The following is an 18,247-nucleotide window of genomic DNA, read 5'->3' on the forward strand; positions in this document are numbered from 1 at the left end:
CGTCAGAATTCCGGCATAACGGATAAGAACAGGAATATCTCTTCTTTAATTTCACCGGCACTCAGCATAACACGTCCCTTCTGGAATCCCTTGCTGTTCATGTTCCCGGTATTGAGCGTCACATGCACGCCCCCCTCCCCCTCAACAGGCACTGTAGTGGTTGCAATCTCAATCCAGGGAGCGTCTGATGTCACATGAATCAGAAGCGGACCATTTCCGGTCACAGTCACCGGCAGACGACAGGGGATGGTTATGCCGCGGGCCAGATTGTGCATCGTCAGATGCGGCTCGGGAAGGAGAATTCCGGGAGTGCTGTCCGGCGTATCCATAATCACCTCACCGGATTCAGACCCGGCGGACTCAGAAACACCAGAATCATGTTCATCATGTTCATCATGTTCATGAACATCGAATTCCGGCACAGCCGAAACAGGAATTTCAGAATCAGGACCCTCACATTCATAAACCCCGGATTTGGATACGTCAGAATCAGGGCCTTCACCTTCATGAACACCGGATTCCGGCATCCCTGATTCAGGCATCTCAGACATGGGCATCACGCACCCTGAGACAAACGACTCTTCCACAACAGATTCTACCATACCAGACACCTCATCCTCCAGAACAGGAGGGAAAGCAGATGAAGACGGTGGCACGGGAAGGGACGATGGCACCCTCTCTTCTGCCGGAGGGAGGGTGTCTGCCTGTACGGGTTCATCACGGGTGGGAAATGGAATTTCAGCGGGGAATATATCCTGTGCCCCCCGGCTGCACCACGGGCATGCCGACAGGTGACCGCCGAACCAGTGATTCAGGTTCGCCCTGCAGTGTTTCATTGCCATGATCTCAGAGAGAAGGCAGTCCTTCCACTCCCCTGCTGAGGGGCGGCGCTTTGGTTCTGCAATGCCGTCTGCAAAACACCGGAAAAAAAGACGCCGGAGAGACGGGGGGATAATACGGTAATCCGGTGCAAAGGAGGGAGGATAAATGTGCTGATCGGGTGCGGCAAAGGCAAATACCCCGTTTTGGATCTTCTGCTCGATACCCGGCAAGGCTGAGACACCCTCTCCTCCCGCCTGAAACGGATGGACACCACCCATGAGAAGCTTGAAGACCATGACCGCAAGGCCAAAGAGATCGCCATAATACCGGTCGACACGTTTCTCCACGAAATTATATCCCTGAAGTTCCGGCGGCAGGTATTCCCCGGTACCTACAGAGGAGGGAAAGATACGGCCCGATATACCGTCACGAATCTGAAATGAATCACAATCGATAACCGCGACTGCGGCCGTGCGGGCGATGAGAATATTTCTGCCGGAAAAATCTGCGATACAGTGTCCGTGACGGTGGATGTCATCAGTTACGGCTGCAATGTTGTAGGCTGCAGTGAGCAGATACCGCCAGGAAAAGGCACCCCCAAACTGTCGGATACGATCCTGCGGGTCATAATAACAGTGCGCTTCCCGGAAGAGATCGGTATCAACAAGAGGCATCGTATATCCAACAAAATTCCTGCTCCCGAGAGGCGAATCAAAGAGAACAGAACCCGGCCACGCGAGCACAACAGACCCGTGCCTCTCCCTGCGGTTTATCAGACCGGCGCCCGGCGGATGTGCCACCATTGCCATAATCTTCTGAAAAAGGGTTGCAGTACACCGGTTTTCATAGAATATCTTGGCACAGTATTCGGGAGTGCCCTCAATGAGAAAGATCTCCCCTTCACCTCCGGCTTTCAGAAGTTCAGTGAGATGGACCGGTGCGCCTGCCCCGTCATACACAACACGTTTATCCAGTATCTTCACCTCTCCCTTCATCTGACACAATTACAACCAGAGTCTTATCATCTTCTGAAAAGGTAATGAACCTATCTGATGACAGAAGCCCGGCAATGGCCCGGTCACCCTCCGGTGTTCCGGCGAGCGGGGCAACTGCCGAAAAGAAGGGACGAAAAAACGGGACGTATGGGTGGTACCCGTCCGGTTTTTTCTCAAGGACCAGCCGTTCGCATCCGTCCGTAAAGACCGAACATGCAGTAACGGCAGGCAGGTCGGATGAAAGCACACAGGCATCCTCATATCCCTCATCGGTGAGCGGCACCACTTCATTCACGTAGCGTCGCTCATGAGGGGCAGAAAGCAGGACAATCTCATCCCCCTGCAGGCAGACCACCGCCCCATCCCCGATCCGGGCTGTTGCCACGACATTCCCATACCAGAGAAGAATAATCAGGGTGCAGGCAAACGAACGGGGATTCGCTCCACAGGCAGCCGCCCGGGTCATGACCGCATCATGGGCAGCTTTGCAGGCCGCATTCAGCATCCGGCTGTTCTTTTCAATATCGGCATCGCACCCGGCTCCATCCGGCCAGGGACGAAAAAAAGATGTCAGCGCCGAAACAGCTGCTGATACCGCAGCCAATGCACCCTCTCTGCCATGCACCGCACTTCCCAGCCCATCTGCAACAGCGACCGCCGCACCTGACCCGCCAAAGACCGCCGCATCCCAGGCATCCTGACAGGGCATCTCTCCCGCATCATGCGACGGACCGGCAACAGCAGCACCGGAAATCCGGTAGCGGACTTCTGCCGGGAGAGAGTCGGGCATCATGCACCACACTCAGCGGATCTTATAGGAATGGTATCTCGCCCCATCCTGCGGGACCGAAGAAGTCTTCCAGTATGACCTGGTCACCGGTGCCGGATGTGGACACCTTCGCCTGGCTGCGGGAGAGCCAGACAAACATCTCGGAGAACCGATTCTCCCTGAGCCGGACCGGGTCACGCCCCGGGGGAGAAATGGCAGCCAGAATATTCATATCCGCCGGTTCTGCACCAACAGCGAAGAACAGAAAATCTCCATTCTCCTCACCCGACCGGATGGCACCGGTCACCTCCTCCCAGAGTGGGTCACCATCATACATATCGGTCGGCTCCCCATCAGTGACGAGAAAGATCCATGGCCGGTATGAATCCATCCCTGCTGTATGGTATTGCTCCTTTCGTTCCTTTACCAGGGCAATGGCACACTGTATCGCCTCTCCCATCGGAGTCAGTCCGGCGGCGATTATTCCGGGAGGTGTGAACTCCTCAACGAGAGAGAACGGGTGAGCCACCTCAACGGTCTCACCAAATGTAACAACTGCGATATCCACCCGTTTACGGGCAAGTGCATCAGAACTCAGTTCTTCTTTGAATGCCCGGAGCCCTTCGTTCAGATCATCAATTTTGCCATGAATGGACATCGACCCTGAAGTGTCAAGCAGCAGCACGATAGGACAATGGGGCTCCCCGGGATACGCAATCTCAACCAAATCCTCTAATCCGCTCATATATACTCACAAACACCGTCCCGGAATAATCATATCCGGTGACTGAATATTTGACGGTGCCCCCTATAAAATACGCTGTCATCGATTCAGCCCCATCCTCCGCCCCGAAACACCCCCACCACCACAACATATAATATATACCTGTGCCCATTCTGGAGCAGAGACTAAATATGAGAAACATCAGCAGTAGGGGTGACTGCTGCAGAGTTCTTGCCTTACTGGGGATTGTCGCATTCTGTATTGGCGGGGGGGCAGCAGAAACAGGGACACCACCCGATTCATTTGACTACGCAAATGCAGGCATTGCACTGGCGAATGCAGGAGATTATCAGGCGGCACTGGCGTATTATGATAAAGCACTTGAACAGCATCCAGATATTGCAGAGATACATTACAACAGGGCAGTTGCACTGGAGCATCTTGGAATGCGAGAACTGGCGGTCTCAGAATATGAGGCTGCCATTGAAATTGACCCGAATCTCATGGAGGCACAGACAAACCTGTTTCTCCTGACGCTTGATATCATCAATCCGGTGACGATTGCATTGGCCACCCTCGGCGGATGCATACTCGCTCTCTCCCACCACAGGCATAAGAGAAAAGAGGAGATGGAAAAGCGGGTTCTTCAGGGAATCATCCGGGAATGAGATGTCCGACTTCTGCGAAAAGAGACGGCACCCATCCATTCTGAATACCGGGCCGTCCTTTCGTAAACCATCGACACGTGCCGCGAACCGGCCAGCGGCAGATGATTCGCAAAAAATGTCATGGGAGTCGTGACCGAGCCGGACAATACAACCCCCCTCATTTCAGAAGTGATTCATTATCCATTCCGTGAGAGCGGCTGAATGACAAACTGGCTTCCCGGTTCCCCGTGGTACACTGTGGGAAAACTGTATACTACCACCTTCTTTACCGTTCCGTCCGCATCAATCAGCCGCTCTTCCATCGGAGGCGCCACCTCGCCTTTTGAATAAACATGAATCATCCTGTCGGTGACAAAATCGAGATCATCAGGATGAATAAACCCGCTGAACGACAGCATCTCCACATCCTGATTCAATGGAATGCCCAGGAATTCCCGAAGTCGCGTATTTGCGTAGAGAATTTTTCCACCGGCATGAATACCAATCATACTGCCCGAATGGTCAAGCAGACTCTCATAGCGCTTCTCGGTCAGACGCAATGATTCCAGCATATTCCGGTTCTGGATCATCATTGCAGCCTGATTAATAATTGTCTCAATAAGAGACACAGACCGTGATTCGATGTTCGTTTCCGATACAACAATACAGGTACCCAGAAGAACGCTGCCGGAAATAATTCCCATAGAAAGACAGAAGGACTTCTGCAGCAGCTCATCAAAGGCCCTCCCTGCAGCATCGCCAAAGGATGTGCAGAACTGAGCCGCACAATCAGGCGAAAATGGCTTTAGATTTGGGGGCGAGATACGCCGTGCAATCTCGATGGAACAGGGAAATCGCATCCCTTTTGCGCCATCAAGAATAGCCACCGGGTTTGTATTACCCCGATCATCCCCACAGAGCACCTCATGAAAATGATAGAACCCGCCATGGAGGGAGAAAAACAGGAGGAGTGATGAGGGAGCAACTTTTCGGAGATATTCTGCAGCATACAGGGATATACTATCCTCTTCGGACAGCATCACCAGTCCGCCGGAAAAATCAGATAACAACGTCAGATCCTCCACAAGATCACATTTTGCTTTCTGAATCCGCATCTGTTCGGTAATATCACGACCAACTGACTGATAACCAACAAGCGTCCCTGAGTCAGTGAATATCCCCCGGTTTGTCCACTGGTGCCATGCCTCGGATCCATCCGGCATGATCACAGGATTTGCAAAGGAGACAACCGGATCATCAGGTGTGAGACCAGATAACCGGGATGAGACGTTTTTTTGGTATGCTGCCGGGATGGAAGGGGCAAATACCGTACCAATCACCTCCAGACGGTCGATGCCAAACGCCCTGCAGTATGCATCATTCACAAACGTGATTGTCCTGTCCGGACGATACCGGATGATAAATTCAGTCTGGTCTTCGACTACCGCCCGGTACAGCGCCTCTTTCATTCTGAGCTGTGCCTGGCATTCACGCCGTTGTGTTATATCTTCAAAGATCAGTGTTGTCGCACCACCACCATCCGGCAGAACGGTTCTGATACATTTGGTCCTGAATATCTGTGACCCGTCAGCCGTTTCTACCGGTATCTCTTTTTCAAATATCTCGCCCGAGGGAGAGGAGGCGGCCTTCTCCATCACCTCATCATCAACGAGTGTGAAGGGAACTTCCGAAAGGCATTTCCCGGCGATATCATCGAGCTCGTACCCCTCGATCCTGAGAAAACGGGCATTCGCAAAGTCGATGTCGCCTGACGAGTTGAGAACAAGGATTGCATCAGACGTGAGGCTCAGCATCTCGGAGAGAGGCACACGGTCCGATATAAAATACAGTTTTGCTGTGCAGACCTTTTTTACTTCAACTTCACCGGATATCAGAAGAACATCGAGATATTTGGCAACGGAGTTACGATTTATATGAATTTTACGCGAGATTTCGGTGATACTCATCCCTCGACGGTTCGATCTGAGCATCTGTTTTATACGATCCAGTTCCGGAGAATACCTCTCCAAGATATATCAGCCCCTGACATAAAATCTCACAACCACCCATATATATAATTTTTTGATGCGAAAAATTGGTTATATACAATTACCCATTTTAACCAAATACAGGCAGATAATACTTTTTAAACCAGACAATCAGGAAACGATTGTAATGACCGGAAACAATACTCTGCAATCACCCCAGCTCAAATGAAGTGACGCCAAAGATCTCCTGCAGCGGAAGCACCGGGATATTCCGGGAGTACATTCTCGCGGTGCCGAAGACCTCCTCCATATGCCTGTTCCGGGCCATCGCTACTGCCGCAGCGTTTGGTTCGGGCGTATCAAAGAAGAAGACTTCTCCGGGAATCAATTCGGTGAGACCTTCAACGATGCGTTCTGCAATTACAGGCGTATCTGCAAAGACCGGTCCGATTTTATGCCCCTCAAAGCAGCGGCGAATCACCCCATACCCGCCGATGGATTCATCCGGGTGAAGAAACGCCAGTGCCAGGGTTTCATCCCGCGATATCCATTTATCCACAAACCGACTGCGTTCTGCCGGGAAATGACGCCTGTCATATGCTGAAAGAGCATCAAAGGGCAGTTCCTGTGCAGACACCAGATCCGGCTGCGCACGCCCGTCTGCTGTACCCTGCCAGCGGATATTCCGGTATGCGTAGATGAGACCGGCATTCTCAGCATATTTGTTCTGCATCTCAAAGACACCGTCTCCACCGAAATTTCTCTCTCCTGTATGGGCCATGCCATGATTCCAGAGTTTCCACCCGGCCCCCTCTCCCCGGATATCCTCACGGATGATATAGAACCCCCCAAAGGAGAAAGACGCATCATAGTTGGTCACGACCAGTGTGCCTACGATCTCCCCGTCTCTCTCTGCGACAAACCACCCGTCCGGATCTGCCGCATAATGGCATTCCCCGTCATGGATCCCGGGATTCCACCCTTCAACCCGTGCCCATTCTATGAACACGGGAACTTCATCTTCTGTAGCAGTGCGTATCTGCACATCTGTCCCGTCTATTCTGGCCATATCGTACTATCCGGATATCGTTCCGGACCCTCCCTGTCAGATACCGGTATATCCTGCCGTTCCTGCAGACCTTCCCGTACCCTATAACAGATTAAGGGGCACCCTGCCATTTCATCCTTATGAAATCCTGCTGCATGTCTACGGGCAGCACACGACACCATGCTGCCGCCACCCCCCATCTTCACCCGCACAACCACAGGCCGTGAATTTCTTCATCTCAGAGAACGGAATTTATCTGATGAAAGGCTGCAGACCGGGAGATATTATTCTGGCCCCGTTCCGGCTGGGAAACAGCACATATCCACGACCCCTGGTGATACTCGCAATAGCAAATGATGAAGACCTGCAGGTCTGCCCGGTCACGTCCCGTCGCCCGTCAGACACGCCTGCCATGGAATGCTCCATCCATCATTTCCAAAAAGGAGGCCTTGATCTCTTCGAGGACAGCTATATTCTGCTCCATGAAACCGGGACTATCCGTAAAAAATCCATCCGCTCGAAAAAAGGAACCCTTGAGCCGGATTATTTCACGGCAGTCCTCGAGCGTGTCCGGGCAGACATATAAGTGCCAGATAACAAAGAGGCAGACACGGGAGAGATAAAGAGAGCACACTCCGGCACGAACACGGACACCGCAGGGTGCTGAATCAGTCAGAACCGGCAATTCGCGAGGGAATCACCTTTTCGGCCGTATCGCCAAAGATATCCTCATACATGACATACGCCGCATGCTTCATCCCAAGGCTGCGGTAAGCCTCGCGGGCCGCCCAATTCTCCTCTTCCACATACAGGCGAAGCCCCGCCACGTCCGGGCGCCGGTGTGCTTCACCGGAAATCCATGCATATAACGCCGAGAAAACTCCTGTCCGTCGGCATTCCGGAACAATATAAACGCTCTGTATCCACCAGTAATGTCCGTTTCTCCAGTCACTCCATTCGCGGGTAATCATGCACTGCCCGACCACCTTCCCGTTATATTCCGCCACCAGGTACCACCCCTTCGCCGGGTCTTTCAGAAGGGACAGAGCCCCGTGCTTTGCCGTTTCCGGGTCAAGCATCCTCCCCTCCGTCTCATATGCCATATCACAGTTTCGTGCAGCAATCACATCTCCGTCAGCAGGCACGGCAACCCTGATCTGCAGGCCTGCATGCGCATCCGTATCATCTCCGGTCGTCATAAATCAGGAGAAAGGTAGTCTGCGGCACCAATGAGTTTTCCGGAATCAGCTCTCCACAGCCGTCATCACTGCGGGATTCACGAACCAGGGGAAACCAGATACGAAAACGGAGTCATATCTGAGACGGCAGTGCAGACGGTCACCCCCGTAAGACCCGCCGGCAGATTCAGATCATACACCCGGGGAGGACAGATAAAAAAAAAGGGAATATTACCAACGTGAAACAGCCGGAAAACAGGAGATTTTTCACCCGAAGATCCCAAAGAGCCCCCGTTTCGCCTTTTCTGCGTTTGCCAGCGATTCAAACCGTGCCTGCTCCTGCTCCATCGCCTGCACCTGCTCTCTGAGAAGAGTGGCAGTCTCCGGATCACAGCCGCACCCTTCAATCAGGCGGTTCATCTCGGCGATACGGACACGGTTCTGAACCACTTCCTGCATCATTGCATCTGCGGATGTATGGTCGCCCCCAAACAAAAAGACCATGAACCCATTCTGCGAACGAATCCGTTCTTCATTCTGCACCGCATTTCGAACAGAACCATTAATCTCTTCAGAAAGACGGATCAGGTCCGGTGCGTTCCCTCCCGTAAGCGGAGCTGCGGCACGGAATGCAAATACCGCCCCCCCCGCCACCTGCACGGGAGAAATGGTGCCTTCTGCACCCGCCTGATATACCTGGTTTCGTTCGGCAACCATCGCCCTCAGGCGTGTTGCATTACAGGCCTCATCCGGACTGCACTCCTGTGTCCGTACCGTTACCTGTTCCCGTACCGTGACCCGTTCCTGCAGACTGGCATTATCAGGCCCGGCCGAATCATTCCCATATCCCGGGCCGGATCCGGGTCCGGCACCAATGGTGACACCCTGCGCTGCAGAAACCGGCATACAGACGAAAATGACAAGAAAAACTGCTGCAAGGATGCAGTATACATAACAGACTGATCTCATATGAGTAAGACACCTCCTCGTTGTCTCCTGTCATTCCCTCATTCACTTCGGAAAGGACAGACATCCTCCATGTCATTCTTCACCGTATTTATGCATTCCGTCCGTAAATGAAGGAAAAACGGACAGACAGGTGTAGAAAAATGGTCCCCACAAAGACAAACGGCACAGGAATATCTATATTGCCTATAGCAGAGAATACCCGGCGGTGAGCAACCATGGATGGATATGCCAACAAAATTGCCTGGGTGGATTTGGGGAAGAAGAAGATCTCCATCCGGACAACAGATGCTGAGATGAAACGCCATTACATCGGGGGGAGAGGATTTGGCGCACACATCATCTCCTCACAGATGGACCCACGGACGGACCCGCTGGACCCCGCAAATATGATCACATTTATGACCGGCCCCACCACAGGAACCGGCATCCCTCTCGGAAACCGGTATGAGGTATGTACCAAGTCGCCCCTGAACGGGACACTGATGTCATCCAACAGCGGAGGAGTGTTTGGCTGGAAGATGAAGAAAGCGGGATTTGACGGCGTTGTTGTTACAGGAAAAGCAGATACACCTTCATATCTCTATCTGGAGAACGGGACTGCTGAAATACGGAACGCAGCAGACTACTGGGGAAAGACAACCCACGAAACCACGGACGCACTCCAGGAGGATCTGGAAGATGCAAAGGCACGCGTGCTCTGTATCGGGCCCGCCGGGGAGCATCTGAGCCTGCTCGCCTGTGTGATAAACGACCGGGATCGTGCCGCAGGCAGAGGCGGTGCCGGTGCCGTGATGGGGGCAAAAAACCTGAAGGCCATTGTCGCAACCGGAGACATGCCAATAAAACCAGCTGATCCGGATCGCCTGGATGCGGTGAAAGAAAGAATCCGCACGAAAATTCAGGAGAACGGCATATGCGATGGACTGCAGCTCTATGGCACATCAATCCTTGTCAACATCATTCACGGAAACGATATCCTTCCGACACGGAACTTCCAGCGCTGCAACTTCGCGAATCCTGAAGCAGTATCAGGGGAACGGATGAGGGAGACCATCCTGAAAAAAGAGAAGGGCTGCTATGCATGCATTGTCAAGTGCAGCCGGGTATGCGAAGTGGAGGGAGAGACGCATGAAGGGCCGGAGTATGAAGGGGTCTGGGGATTTGGCCCGGACCTCGGAATTGATGACCTGCCGCTCATTACACAGGCAAACTGGCTCTGCAACAAACTCGGTCTCGACAACATCGGCACGGCCGGCGCCATAGCCTGTGCGATGGAGATGAGAGAAAAAGGCTATATCAGCGAGGGTCCCACGTTTGGTGATGGCTCAGGCCTTCTGGAACTGGTCAGCCAGATGGGACACCGGGAGGGATTTGGCGCCGAACTGACAGACAGTTCGTACCGCTTTGCCATGAAATACGGCCACCCGGAACTTTCGATGAGCGTAAAGATGCAGGATCTGCCGGCATACGACCCACGCGGCCTCCAGGGGCACGGGCTTGCGTATGCCACCAGTGTCCGCGGCGGCGATCATGTCTACGGCTACATGATATCACCGGAAGTGCTTGGTTCACCGGAGAAACTGGACCCCTATGCAAGCGAAGGGAAGGCACTGTGGGTGAAGATCTTCCAGGACCTGACCGCCGCCATTGATGCATCAGGCCTCTGCCTCTTTACCTCCTTTGCACTGAACGCAGATGATTATGCAGACCTGATGTCTGCGACGACGGGGACAAATATCGATGCGGCCGAATTCCTGAAAATCGGGGAGCGGATCTGGAATGTCCAGAAGCTCTTCAACCTCGCGGTCGGATACACAAAAGCCGACGACACCCTCCCGGATCGCCTGCTCACAGAACCCCTGCAGGACGGCGCTCCGAAAGGACGGATCTGGGAACGACAGCCCCTGCTGGACGAATACTATGCAGAACGCGGGTGGGACAACGAAGGTGTGCCCACGCCTCAAAAACTCAAAGAACTCGGTATCACTGCGAAAGGAACCATGCATGCTCACACCTGAAGAAAAAGAACAGTTTGTACGCCAGATCTCAATTCTGGGAGAAGACGGGCAGGAAAAACTAAAACGCGCCTCTGTACTGGTGGCAGGGGCAGGGGGGCTGGGGACATCTGTTGCCCTCCATTGTGCCTTTGCCGGCTTCGGCACGATCCGTATCGCAGACTGCGACAGAATCGAACGCTCAAACCTCAACCGCCAGACCCTGTACCGTCTGCACGATATCGGACGAATGAAAGCAGATGTGGCAGTGGAGAGAATACAGGGAGTCACCCCGTATCTCTGTGCAGAGGCGGTACACACCGTCATCACTGCAGAGAATGTTCTCCGGATGACAACGGGCATGGATATCATCATTGATGCAATGGATAACTACGACACCCGCTACATTCTTGCAGATGCGGCAGAAGAACGGGGAATTCCATTCATTCATGGTGCGATTGACGGATTTTATGGACAGGTTTCAACAATCGTGCCGGGCAGGTCCGCCTGTCTGCGGTGCATTGTCCCCCACCCGCCTCCACCCGGAAAAGTCCCGGCACTCTCCGCCACGACAGGGATCATCGGAAGCATTCAGGTAACGGAAGCACTAAAATGCATTCTCGGGAGAGGCACCCTCCTTACCGACAGGCTGCTCTTGTGGGACGGCCTTCATTGTGAAATGGATACGATTGAGAACACTCCCCTGAAGGAATGTCCACACTGCGGAACCAAGAGGGGGAACTGAACCAAAGGAGATAAGATGATAGTAACGGTAAAGACATTCGCAACCCTGCGCCGGTTTATGGAGAAGGAGGCAGAGGTGACCGTAGAGGAAGGCACCACGGCAGGGGAACTCCTGCTGATGCTTTCAGCAGCACATCCCGGCCTAAAAAGCGAACTCTTTGACGAGAACGGGGAACTCCGTAAATATGTAAACATCCTGAAGAACGGAAGAAATATCCATTTCCTGAAGAAACTCGGGACAGTCCTGGAAGAAGATGATTTGATTGCCATCTTCCCCCCCTCCGGCGGGGGATAATGAGCGAAGATCTCACCATCTGCCCGGATACACTCCATTTTTAGGCATTCCCTGCTGCGGTGCCGGGATGGCCACCGCAACCGTTGCAGATCGGGGGATGTTCGGATGCACACATATATGCCCATATGAGTAATATTACTTGACGGAGAGTATCCGCTATGAACGTATGTATTACATCAAAAGGCGATTCACCAGAATCTGCTGCAGAAAACCGCTTCGGAAGGACACCATTCTTTATTGTCTACGATGATGAAACGGGAGATGTCATTGAGACCATCAGCAATGCAAGCGCAAATGATGCCAGCGGCGTCGGCCCCAAGGTTGTCCAGATGCTGGTATCAAAGGGCGTCAATGTCGTCATCACCGGACAGGTCGGCGGGAACGCCAACAAGGGCCTTGAAATTGCAGGCATCCCCACCTATGCATTCGGCGAGGCAAAGACCGTTGCAGAGGCATACGCTGCATACAAAGCAGGAACACTGACCCGTATCGTCTAAAGGAGTGACGATTCCATTACAGGCATGAACATCGTCGTTGCCAGCGGCAAGGGCGGCACCGGAAAGACCATGGTCTCCGTAAATCTCGCATGGTCAATCTCACAGTCACGGGAGACACATCTGATAGACTGTGATGCAGAAGAGCCAAACGTCCATCTCTTCTATCCCGGCAGGAAGACAGAAGAACCGGTAACCGTGAAGGTGCCTGAGGTTAGCAGCGAAAAATGCACATTATGCGGCGCCTGCGGTGAATTCTGCAGATATGGAGCAATTTCAGTCCTCACCAAAACCGTGATGTTCCAGGCACACCTCTGCCATTCATGCGGCGGATGCCTGCTGTCCTGTCCGGCAGACGCCATCACCGAGGTCCCCCGGCGGATTGGAATGGTAACCCAAAGCCAGCCGTCTTCCTCACTCACGGTCATCTCAGGCATTCTTGACGAAGGGGAGATCGCAGCACCGGCCGTCATTACGGCAGCCAAAGAGGCAGGAGAGTGGGACGGCGTATCCATCCTTGACGGGCCGCCCGGCAGCGCCTGTCCGGTAATTGAGACAATGGAAGGCGCAGACGTCTGTATTCTTGTCACCGAATCGACACCCTCCGGCCTCGCAGACCTCAGGAGAGCCGCACGCCTCGCAGAAGCACTGGGTATTCCTGCCGGAGTTGTCATCAACCGGAGTGATGGCGAGGATGGCCCGACACTCGCATTCTGTGCAGAAGAAGGAATCCCGGTTCTCCTGACGATTCCCTTTGACCGGGAAATCGCTGCAATCCAGAACAGGGGTGCTATACTCTGCGCTGAAAAAGAAGAGTGGAAAGAATTCTTTTTCCGATTATATGAAGATGCCCTCACCATCGCCACCGGAGGCATCACATGAAGACCATCGCAGTGATGAGCGGCAAGGGCGGCACCGGAAAAACGATGGTAGCCGCCGGATTTGCCGTATTTTCCGATGAACGGCTGATTCTGGCAGACTGTGATGTCGATGCAGCAAATCTCAGCCTGCTCCTGGAGACGTCAGGGACGGCATGCCGCCCGTTCATGGGACTGGAGTGTGCATCCATTGACGAGACCCGGTGTGTCGGATGCGGACTGTGTGCAGTATACTGCCGGTTCTCTGCAATCGACCAGGGGGACGATGGAATATTCCGTGTCAATCCCCTGAAATGCGAGGGGTGCGCCGTGTGCACCCTGGTATGTAAGGAAGACGCAGTCACGATTGCCGAACGCCAGAGCGGCGAAGTCTGTCATTCTGACACACCTCAGGGTCCGCTCTTCCATGCAGAACTCTTCCCCGGCTCCGGCACCAGCGGCCGGCTGGTCTTTGAGGTGAAAAAGGACGCACTGAACAAAGAAGCAGATGCCCCGGCATTTCTGATTGACGGCCCTCCCGGGATCGGGTGCCCTGTGATCTCTGCGATCAGCGGTGTAGACGCTGTCGTCCTTGTGACCGAGCCCGGCATATCGGCCCTCCATGATCTCCGGCGTCTGGTGACCATATGCCGTCAGTTTGGTGTGTCAATGTTTCTGGTGCTGAATAAAGCAGACCTTGACGAGGAACGCGCAGAGGATGTCAGGAGATACTGCGCACAGGAAGCAATCGAGATCATCGGCACGATACCCTTTGATCCGGCAGTCATTGAGGCCGCCCGCCGTGGGGAGTCTGTCGCAGATACGGACACCCCGGCTGCCATAAGCCTGAAAAATGCATGGAAGACGCTCTCTTTGGCAATGGGGATCTCCCCATGAACTGCGGTGCCGGAGGGGGAAACCGGCGACGCGGCCGTCCCCGACGCACCAGGATGATAGAAACGGAGGGGATATGGCGGTGTTACGGACCCTGCTGCACCCGGGGAGAACAGCACCCCCGTGAGACGGTCACCCTCCTCCCCGAAGAGCTGGAGGCATTCAGGCTGGTTGACAGCGAGGGGCTTGACCAGGAATCCGCTGCAGAACGGATGCATATCTCCCGGAGAACACTCTGGCGCGATGTCCATACTGCCCGGAAAAAAGTGGCTGATGCTCTCTCAGAGGGGAAGGTCATCATCATCTCAGACTGTGGAAAGACCGGTCAGGACACCTGCATTCTCTCGGATTCAGAGACGGCAGAGGATGAAACACTGCCGCAACCGGAACTGTAATTATGCACATATGAGTAATATATGTGTGTTACCAGGAGTGATACAGATGCCAGGATTTGATGGAACCGGACCCCTTGGACGGGGCGGACGGACAGGCCGCGGGATGGGGCGTTGCCCCCCTGTGGGAACAGTAGCACCAGAAGAAGGAGCAGCAGCAGGGTCACAGGAGAGTGTACCCCCGGGACCCGCCTACCAGAATGGTATAGGGGGAGGATTCGGTATGGGTCGCGGCAGAGGAGGCCGGGGCCGGGGTTGTGGCCGCGGATTCGGCCGCAGATAACCGCTCTGAGATACACCGGGGATGCCATTTTCCCCAAAACGCAATTTTTCCAGAGACAAAATCTCTTTCATTTACAGTTTCTTTTTCATTCAAAGCCCATTCAGGGAGTGGGACTGCCCCCTTCATGAGTACCATTGAACCGTGTTGCCCCCGCCCAAAACGGTCTGAATCAGGCATTTGAAAAAACGGACGCACCACGTACACCGTTCTTTGCGGGCAGACAAATTCCATATCATTAAACCCAAACACATGCCAGGTACGTATATCCATGAAACCACGCGATACGCAGACATTCCTGATCGCCGCAATCATTGTTCTCATCGGTATCATTGCCTATCTCATCCTTTTCCCCTGCATCACCCCTGCAGATGCACCCCCGGAGAAAGCACCTGACGCCCGTGACACCCTCTACCAGGTGTCAACCATAAACGCCCTCCTCCAGAGTGTCTATGACGGTATTGTCCCCATATCGGAGGCGCAGATGCACGGTGACACCGCCATCGGCACCACTGACGGACTTGACGGGGAGTTGATCGGCGTGGACGGCGGGTATTATGTCATCCGTTCAGACGGGGTGGCATATCCGCTGGACGGCACCATCACAACACCCTTTATCTCTGCCACCTTCTTTGACCCGGATTTTACCATCCCGGTGAATGACACTGCAGACATAAGCGGGTTTGGGGAGCAGCTTGAGTCCGGCCTCCCCTCTGCAAACATGTTCTACGCCATCCGCATGGACGGCACATTTGACTATGTAAAGACACGGAGTATGCCAAAACAGACCCGCCCGTATCCGAAACTTGCAGATGTGGTGGCAGAACAGTCGGTGTTTGAGTTCCACAATACAACAGGCACCATCGTGGGATTCTGGTCCCCTGATTTTGTGAGCGGCTTCAACGTGCCGGGGTACCACATTCACTTCATCACCGATGACCGCACCGCAGGCGGGCATGTGCTGGACCTCCGGATGAACGACGGGGAGATAAAAGTCGACATCACCCCGGATCTGTATATAGTCCTCCCCACCGAGGGTGATTTTTACCATGTCAATCTCACCGAAGACCTGAGTTCGGCACTGGAATCTGTTGAGAAGAGCTAAAATCCTTCTTTTTTTCGGCCGGTTTAAACGATACCGGAATCCAAAAATGGAAAACCGCATTTCTGCCTGCACGACGCCGGTGTTCACAGCCAGTGCATGCAGGCACCCATACAGCGTATGTAATACAGGATACGGATGAAAAATCCATGACCGAAACCAAAGGAGAGGAGGACGGGCAGGCTTAATCTGCTGCATTTTCTTCAGGCACACGGGCGGGAGGCGGAGGGAGAATGCCCTGCCGGGAGAGCTCACCCCATGCCCTGCGTGTCACTTCTGAGCTGAACTCAAACTCAGACCGGAGATCATTGACATATGCCTTGCCACGAATTCTCCGGTAAAAAGGGAAATCCTGCAGCAGAACCGTATATGGGCGTTTGGGAGAGATGTACACATATTTTGAGGTAATAAGAGAATCCCTGACAATATCCATCGCCAAATTGCCATCTGACCGGGGATCAATGAAGATATCAATGACGACCATCATTTCGGTCTTTCCGGAATTCTGGCTTGCAGTGGGCTCCTGAAAGATGGCATAATTCGGAATGGACACAACCGAATCGTCAGGGGTTACCACCCGTGTCGCCCGCAGACCAATATCGGTGACTTCTCCATATGTACCGCTCACCTCTATCTTGTCACCAATCTGGTATGGCCGTTCAAAGGCGATCACAATTCCGCCGATGATATCAGCAAAGATATCCTTCAGCCCAAACCCGATTGCAGCACCAAACAGACCGGAAAACAACGCCAGTTCGGTAAGACCCGGATCAAAGATCGTCTTCAGGACGAAATATACTGCTGAGACATAAACGATTATTTTCAGGAGAGGGATAACCATCGTGACCGCAATGCGGTATCTGCCGGCCTTCTCTGAGAACCTGCGCAAAAGAAAAACGGCGACTTTGACAATGAGATATGCGCCAACAAATATCAGCACAATCGTGATAATCAGGTCCAGATCCGGGATGGCCGATGAGACCTGTGAAACGTCACCGGACAGGTTAGTAATTTCCGCCATCTACCACACCATCCTGTTCCGGGTCAGGTATCCTTTTACACAACTGAGCGCCCCGGGTCTTATCTGGAAATATCTGTTCTCTTCAACCACCAGACCCTGGTTTTTCAGCCGGAACAGAGCCTGTTTCAGGTTAATCTCCGGACCTGCAATCTCTGCCAGATCCACCATGCTGACGGATTCCATGGAGAGGATGATTGTCAGCAGGAATGATTCATGGATATCCAGGTTGATCGCACAGGGAACATCAGGAATATCCGCCACCCGTACCGTCTTCCCGTCCAGAGATCGGTCCCATATCCGTTCTGCCACCCCATAATTGCCATCTGCAATCCGGATAATTTTGTCAAACGCGGCCTCTTCAGGGTCCGCCTTATGAATCCCGTTTGTCCCGGTTCCCCCTTCACGAAGATGGGGCACCGGGATTGTCACGGTTTTTTGGGAAAAGGGCAGTTTTACCGTGCGGTGCTGAGCAGAGAGAATAGGCTCCTCCCGGGGAGCGGCGTCATCAATAAATTCGATTTCATCAGTATACCGTGACAGGATAAGGTTTTTCAGGGTCTTGCTGTCAATGCCGGGAAGCTCTATCGTGACCGGAAAAAAGGTGTCGATATGCCGGGTGGCCCGGAGATAGGACCAGGTAAAACTGTTCCACTCAGTGACGAAGAGCCGCTCCGATGTGGAGAGATGGTCCAGAAAGGCATCCAGCATCGCAAACCCGCCTATCTTTCTCATTGCAAGGAAATGGCAGTGCTCCATCACCACAATATCATTATGACCGGTCATCTGTGTCAGAAAATCTTTGCTTTTGACAACAGAGAAAAAGGGAATATGGATGACCCGATCCGGATGGCGGCGCAGTATCCCCTCCATCAGGACATTCTGCCCGGCAAACGGGTCTGCCACAACGGCGATGTGAGATGGGCGGGTATTGTCAAATGCATCCAGCACTGCAGTGATGCGGTCCCATTCTTCCTCATACAGTATCGGATGAGTCAAATCCGCGGCAAAGTCAGGTTCCCGGGCCATATATATGA

At 53.4% G+C, this 18,247-nt stretch carries 20 protein-coding genes; 11 read left to right on the plus strand and 9 right to left on the minus strand.

Annotated features, from left to right (window positions below; all coding sequences use genetic code 11):
- Nucleotides 1-2 precede the first annotated feature (2 nt).
- From L1S32_RS05625 to L1S32_RS05635, 3 genes are read right to left on the minus strand one after another with little or no spacing between them, the layout of a single operon-like run.
- Entirely contained in the window at nucleotides 3-1,805 is a 1,803-nt protein-coding gene (locus tag L1S32_RS05625; RefSeq protein ID WP_278156877.1) for a hypothetical protein, read from the minus strand.
- Entirely contained in the window at nucleotides 1,789-2,610 is an 822-nt protein-coding gene (locus L1S32_RS05630; RefSeq protein WP_278156879.1) for a PP2C family serine/threonine-protein phosphatase, read from the minus strand. Before L1S32_RS05630 ends, L1S32_RS05625 begins: the two co-directional genes overlap by 17 nt.
- 19 nt (nucleotides 2,611-2,629) lie before the next feature.
- The gene (locus L1S32_RS05635; protein ID WP_278156881.1) at nucleotides 2,630-3,331 is read right to left on the minus strand and encodes a VWA domain-containing protein; all 702 of its coding nucleotides are present in this window, start codon (nucleotides 3,329-3,331) and stop codon (nucleotides 2,630-2,632) included.
- A 170-nt stretch (nucleotides 3,332-3,501) separates the two neighbouring features.
- Here L1S32_RS05635 and L1S32_RS05640 point away from each other — a divergent pair, with 170 nt between their 5' ends.
- Nucleotides 3,502-3,978 (plus strand): tetratricopeptide repeat protein, encoded by a 477-nt coding sequence (locus L1S32_RS05640; RefSeq protein WP_278156883.1) that lies wholly within the window; start codon nucleotides 3,502-3,504, stop codon nucleotides 3,976-3,978.
- A 176-nt stretch (nucleotides 3,979-4,154) separates the two neighbouring features.
- Here L1S32_RS05640 and L1S32_RS05645 read toward each other — a convergent pair whose 3' ends face one another.
- Together L1S32_RS05645 and L1S32_RS05650 are read right to left on the minus strand one after the other, a co-directional pair.
- On the minus strand, nucleotides 4,155-5,771 hold the full coding sequence (locus L1S32_RS05645; protein ID WP_278156884.1) for a PAS domain S-box protein: 1,617 nt from the start codon (nucleotides 5,769-5,771) through the stop codon (nucleotides 4,155-4,157).
- A gap of 385 nt (nucleotides 5,772-6,156) precedes the next feature.
- Entirely contained in the window at nucleotides 6,157-7,014 is an 858-nt protein-coding gene (locus L1S32_RS05650) for a GNAT family N-acetyltransferase (RefSeq protein WP_278156885.1), read from the minus strand.
- 238 nt (nucleotides 7,015-7,252) lie between these two features.
- On the opposite strand from L1S32_RS05650, the gene L1S32_RS05655 reads away from it, so the two are divergent.
- A complete protein-coding gene (locus L1S32_RS05655) occupies nucleotides 7,253-7,579 on the plus strand; it encodes a type II toxin-antitoxin system PemK/MazF family toxin (protein WP_278156886.1) in 327 nt (108 codons plus the stop codon).
- Nucleotides 7,580-7,661: 82 nt separating this feature from the next.
- On the opposite strand, the gene L1S32_RS05660 is transcribed toward L1S32_RS05655, so the two are convergent.
- Together L1S32_RS05660 and L1S32_RS05665 are read right to left on the minus strand one after the other, a co-directional pair.
- A complete protein-coding gene (locus L1S32_RS05660) occupies nucleotides 7,662-8,192 on the minus strand; it encodes a GNAT family N-acetyltransferase (protein ID WP_278156887.1) in 531 nt (176 codons plus the stop codon).
- A 246-nt stretch (nucleotides 8,193-8,438) separates the two neighbouring features.
- Nucleotides 8,439-9,140, minus strand: coding sequence for a hypothetical protein (locus L1S32_RS05665; RefSeq protein ID WP_278156888.1), 702 nt, complete (start codon nucleotides 9,138-9,140; stop codon nucleotides 8,439-8,441).
- A gap of 215 nt (nucleotides 9,141-9,355) precedes the next feature.
- On the opposite strand from L1S32_RS05665, the gene L1S32_RS05670 reads away from it, so the two are divergent.
- The 9 genes from L1S32_RS05670 to budA all read left to right on the plus strand — a co-directional run bounded on the left by L1S32_RS05670 (nucleotide 9,356) and on the right by budA (nucleotide 16,195).
- A complete protein-coding gene (locus L1S32_RS05670; protein ID WP_278156890.1) occupies nucleotides 9,356-11,158 on the plus strand; it encodes an aldehyde ferredoxin oxidoreductase family protein in 1,803 nt (600 codons plus the stop codon).
- Nucleotides 11,145-11,879: a HesA/MoeB/ThiF family protein gene (locus L1S32_RS05675; RefSeq protein WP_278156891.1), complete on the plus strand. Its 735-nt coding sequence runs from the start codon at nucleotides 11,145-11,147 to the stop codon at nucleotides 11,877-11,879. The genes L1S32_RS05670 and L1S32_RS05675 overlap by 14 nt, the downstream gene beginning before the upstream one ends.
- A 15-nt stretch (nucleotides 11,880-11,894) precedes the next feature.
- Nucleotides 11,895-12,173 (plus strand): ubiquitin-like small modifier protein 1, encoded by a 279-nt coding sequence (locus tag L1S32_RS05680; protein ID WP_278156892.1) that lies wholly within the window; start codon nucleotides 11,895-11,897, stop codon nucleotides 12,171-12,173.
- A gap of 158 nt (nucleotides 12,174-12,331) precedes the next feature.
- On the plus strand, nucleotides 12,332-12,670 hold the full coding sequence (locus L1S32_RS05685) for a NifB/NifX family molybdenum-iron cluster-binding protein (RefSeq protein ID WP_278156894.1): 339 nt from the start codon (nucleotides 12,332-12,334) through the stop codon (nucleotides 12,668-12,670).
- 24 nt (nucleotides 12,671-12,694) lie between these two features.
- On the plus strand, nucleotides 12,695-13,549 hold the full coding sequence (locus tag L1S32_RS05690) for an ATP-binding protein (protein WP_278156895.1): 855 nt from the start codon (nucleotides 12,695-12,697) through the stop codon (nucleotides 13,547-13,549).
- A complete protein-coding gene (locus L1S32_RS05695) occupies nucleotides 13,546-14,421 on the plus strand; it encodes an ATP-binding protein (protein WP_278156896.1) in 876 nt (291 codons plus the stop codon). Before L1S32_RS05690 ends, L1S32_RS05695 begins: the two co-directional genes overlap by 4 nt.
- Complete coding sequence (locus tag L1S32_RS05700) at nucleotides 14,382-14,813, plus strand: DUF134 domain-containing protein (RefSeq protein ID WP_278156898.1); 432 nt, start codon at nucleotides 14,382-14,384, stop codon at nucleotides 14,811-14,813. The genes L1S32_RS05695 and L1S32_RS05700 overlap by 40 nt, the downstream gene beginning before the upstream one ends.
- A 46-nt stretch (nucleotides 14,814-14,859) precedes the next feature.
- Nucleotides 14,860-15,093 carry a hypothetical protein gene (locus L1S32_RS05705; protein WP_278156900.1) on the plus strand — a complete coding sequence of 78 codons (234 nt, stop codon included), beginning with the start codon at nucleotides 14,860-14,862 and terminating at the stop codon, nucleotides 15,091-15,093.
- A gap of 268 nt (nucleotides 15,094-15,361) precedes the next feature.
- On the plus strand, nucleotides 15,362-16,195 hold the full coding sequence (gene budA, locus L1S32_RS05710) for an acetolactate decarboxylase (RefSeq protein ID WP_278156901.1): 834 nt from the start codon (nucleotides 15,362-15,364) through the stop codon (nucleotides 16,193-16,195).
- Between the two features lie 181 nt (nucleotides 16,196-16,376).
- Here budA and L1S32_RS05715 read toward each other — a convergent pair whose 3' ends face one another.
- Nucleotides 16,377-17,213 carry a mechanosensitive ion channel domain-containing protein gene (locus L1S32_RS05715; RefSeq protein ID WP_278156902.1) on the minus strand — a complete coding sequence of 279 codons (837 nt, stop codon included), beginning with the start codon at nucleotides 17,211-17,213 and terminating at the stop codon, nucleotides 16,377-16,379.
- The gene (locus tag L1S32_RS05720; protein ID WP_278156904.1) at nucleotides 17,214-18,239 is read right to left on the minus strand and encodes a hypothetical protein; all 1,026 of its coding nucleotides are present in this window, start codon (nucleotides 18,237-18,239) and stop codon (nucleotides 17,214-17,216) included.
- Nucleotides 18,240-18,247: the final 8 nt, after the last annotated feature.

Source organism: Methanogenium sp. S4BF, assembly GCF_029633965.1.
Lineage (GTDB): Archaea > Halobacteriota > Methanomicrobia > Methanomicrobiales > Methanomicrobiaceae > Methanogenium.

What these genes read in the sequence shown, in the direction of transcription:
- L1S32_RS05630 (WP_278156879.1), bottom strand. Translation starts at nt 2,610, where the DNA reads ATGATGCCCGACTCTCTCCCGGCAGAAGTCCGCTACCGGATTTCCGGT.
- L1S32_RS05635 (WP_278156881.1), bottom strand. Translation starts at nt 3,331, where the DNA reads ATGAGCGGATTAGAGGATTTGGTTGAGATTGCGTATCCCGGGGAGCCC.
- L1S32_RS05640 (WP_278156883.1), top strand. Translation starts at nt 3,502, where the DNA reads ATGAGAAACATCAGCAGTAGGGGTGACTGCTGCAGAGTTCTTGCCTTA.
- L1S32_RS05645 (WP_278156884.1), bottom strand. Translation starts at nt 5,771, where the DNA reads ATGCTGAGCCTCACGTCTGATGCAATCCTTGTTCTCAACTCGTCAGGC.
- L1S32_RS05650 (WP_278156885.1), bottom strand. Translation starts at nt 7,014, where the DNA reads ATGGCCAGAATAGACGGGACAGATGTGCAGATACGCACTGCTACAGAA.
- L1S32_RS05655 (WP_278156886.1), top strand. Translation starts at nt 7,253, where the DNA reads ATGAAAGGCTGCAGACCGGGAGATATTATTCTGGCCCCGTTCCGGCTG.
- L1S32_RS05660 (WP_278156887.1), bottom strand. Translation starts at nt 8,192, where the DNA reads ATGACGACCGGAGATGATACGGATGCGCATGCAGGCCTGCAGATCAGG.
- L1S32_RS05665 (WP_278156888.1), bottom strand. Translation starts at nt 9,140, where the DNA reads ATGAGATCAGTCTGTTATGTATACTGCATCCTTGCAGCAGTTTTTCTT.
- L1S32_RS05670 (WP_278156890.1), top strand. Translation starts at nt 9,356, where the DNA reads ATGGATGGATATGCCAACAAAATTGCCTGGGTGGATTTGGGGAAGAAG.
- L1S32_RS05675 (WP_278156891.1), top strand. Translation starts at nt 11,145, where the DNA reads ATGCTCACACCTGAAGAAAAAGAACAGTTTGTACGCCAGATCTCAATT.
- L1S32_RS05680 (WP_278156892.1), top strand. Translation starts at nt 11,895, where the DNA reads ATGATAGTAACGGTAAAGACATTCGCAACCCTGCGCCGGTTTATGGAG.
- L1S32_RS05685 (WP_278156894.1), top strand. Translation starts at nt 12,332, where the DNA reads ATGAACGTATGTATTACATCAAAAGGCGATTCACCAGAATCTGCTGCA.
- L1S32_RS05690 (WP_278156895.1), top strand. Translation starts at nt 12,695, where the DNA reads ATGAACATCGTCGTTGCCAGCGGCAAGGGCGGCACCGGAAAGACCATG.
- L1S32_RS05695 (WP_278156896.1), top strand. Translation starts at nt 13,546, where the DNA reads ATGAAGACCATCGCAGTGATGAGCGGCAAGGGCGGCACCGGAAAAACG.
- L1S32_RS05700 (WP_278156898.1), top strand. Translation starts at nt 14,382, where the DNA reads ATGGAAGACGCTCTCTTTGGCAATGGGGATCTCCCCATGAACTGCGGT.
- L1S32_RS05705 (WP_278156900.1), top strand. Translation starts at nt 14,860, where the DNA reads ATGCCAGGATTTGATGGAACCGGACCCCTTGGACGGGGCGGACGGACA.
- budA (WP_278156901.1), top strand. Translation starts at nt 15,362, where the DNA reads ATGAAACCACGCGATACGCAGACATTCCTGATCGCCGCAATCATTGTT.
- L1S32_RS05715 (WP_278156902.1), bottom strand. Translation starts at nt 17,213, where the DNA reads ATGGCGGAAATTACTAACCTGTCCGGTGACGTTTCACAGGTCTCATCG.
- L1S32_RS05720 (WP_278156904.1), bottom strand. Translation starts at nt 18,239, where the DNA reads ATGGCCCGGGAACCTGACTTTGCCGCGGATTTGACTCATCCGATACTG.